The following is a 1,732-nucleotide window of genomic DNA, read 5'->3' on the forward strand; positions in this document are numbered from 1 at the left end:
ATCGCCAAGATCAGATCTCGTTGAAAGAGCATCATGGCAGAAAAAGGTGCTGCTATTGGGAAACCCAATCGATATTGAACGCATATCCAGCAGCCAGGTAGGATTAGGTGATAAAAGTTCTATAGCGTATGTCGGTCGGCTCGATGCTCTAAAAGGCGTCCTCACTTTACTGCAAGCGTTCCACTCTCTTAAGCGGAAGCACCCAAACTTGACACTATTGATTGTTGGCGATGGGCCGGTGCGTACTTCCGTCGAAGAAACGATATCGAAATTGGATTTGGGGGATTCCGTTAGCCTCACGGGGCAAATGCCCCGCGATAAAGCACTTCAGTTAATGGTAAATCAGCGAATCATCGTCCTCCCTACACTTTTCGAGACCTTTGGGCTGACAGTCGCTGAAGCTGCTTGCCTGGGTGTGCCGTGTGTTAGTAGCAGGTACTGCGTTGATCTCGGACAGATAAAGTTTGAACCCTATAGCGCAACTGCTCTTGCCGACCGTCTCCTTCAAGTAATTGAAGACCAGCAACTAGCGGCCAGCACTGCAGCTAGGCAATGGGAGCTCGTCAAAGCACTTGACGAAAAACTGGTACTCGAAACACTTGCTCAACATATCGACCGCACAGTGAATCAAACAAGCGAATTCAGTAGAGTACGATGACCACGGCACCACTTATTTCAATCGTTGTTGCCACGTATAACTGTGCGTCTGATGTATCTACTCTAGCAAACTCACTGAACGATCAAGTCTTCCGAGACTTCGAAGTATTGATCGCCGATGGCGACAGCTCAGACGGTACAGTGAACTTGGCCGCGTCTATGATAGAAAACTTATCGTGGATTCAAAGCGAGTCGGACAAGGGGATTTACGACGCTTGGAATAAAGCGCTCGCGCATGCATCGGGCCGCTGGGTATTATTCTTGGGCGCGGACGACTACTTCACTCAGCCGCGAGCTCTGGAAGACGCAAGCAAGATACTATCCAATCCTGAGCACACCGCGGCATGGCTGATATATGGCCCTGTGACTGTTGTAAACAATAGACATGAGACTGTAGGCACGTGGGGTAAAGCTCCTCACAAAGTTCTCTGGCAACTAAAACATGGCATGCCTTTCGATATGCCCCACTCTGGCACATTCCATAAGCGCAGCTTGTTCAACAACATAGGCACATTCAATTCTGAGCTCAGCGTAGCTGGGGATTATGACTTGATTATTAGAGTGCTATTGAACGGGGCAGACAAAATCCACTACTCAAACTCCATGAATATCATTCTCAAAGGCGATGCAGGCATCTCATATGATTATTCTCACATAGGGATCTGGGAAACCATGTTGGCGAGAAAGGCCAGAGGGATGCGCGGAGTGACTATTCCCTGGATATTAGTTTGGCTGCGAGCAGTGGTTAGGCGCCAATTTCGCAGAATCACTTAGGCAGGTACTAATATTCTCCATAGGCTAATGGCAACGAGCATAAAGAAAAGGTTTCTTGATGACTAAAAAGGAAGCGACAAAGACCATTCAATCGACTCTAGACGAAATCCTTGTATCGATCGAAAAGCTAGAGATGGATCAGCTCAACGTAGAGGAGGCATTCGCAGAGTACGCATCCGCCCTCAGCAAGATAAAAGCAGCACAAGAATCACTGTCCTCGTTAGAACAAAAGGTCCAAGTACTCGCCACTGAAGACGACCAAGCCCGAACGGCTCAAAGTGAATAAGTGTCCCGATAAGGC

The 1,732-nt window shown here is 48.2% G+C and carries 3 protein-coding genes; all 3 read left to right on the forward strand.

From position 1 onward, the window contains the following. Positions 1-55 precede the first annotated feature (55 nt). From HRU21_13360 to HRU21_13370, 3 genes are read left to right on the forward strand one after another with little or no spacing between them, the layout of a single operon-like run. A complete protein-coding gene (locus HRU21_13360) occupies positions 56-658 on the forward strand; it encodes a glycosyltransferase family 4 protein (protein ID NRA43271.1) in 603 nt (200 codons plus the stop codon). Further along, positions 655-1,431 (forward strand): glycosyltransferase, encoded by a 777-nt coding sequence (locus HRU21_13365; protein NRA43272.1) that lies wholly within the window; start codon positions 655-657, stop codon positions 1,429-1,431. Before HRU21_13360 ends, HRU21_13365 begins: the two co-directional genes overlap by 4 nt. Positions 1,432-1,489: 58 nt before the next feature. Then, the gene (locus HRU21_13370; protein NRA43273.1) at positions 1,490-1,717 is read left to right on the forward strand and encodes an exodeoxyribonuclease VII small subunit; all 228 of its coding nucleotides are present in this window, start codon (positions 1,490-1,492) and stop codon (positions 1,715-1,717) included. The last annotated feature ends 15 nt before the right edge of the window (positions 1,718-1,732 follow it).

Source organism: Pseudomonadales bacterium (assembly GCA_013215025.1).
In the GTDB taxonomy this organism is placed as follows: Bacteria; Pseudomonadota; Gammaproteobacteria; order Pseudomonadales; family DT-91; genus DT-91.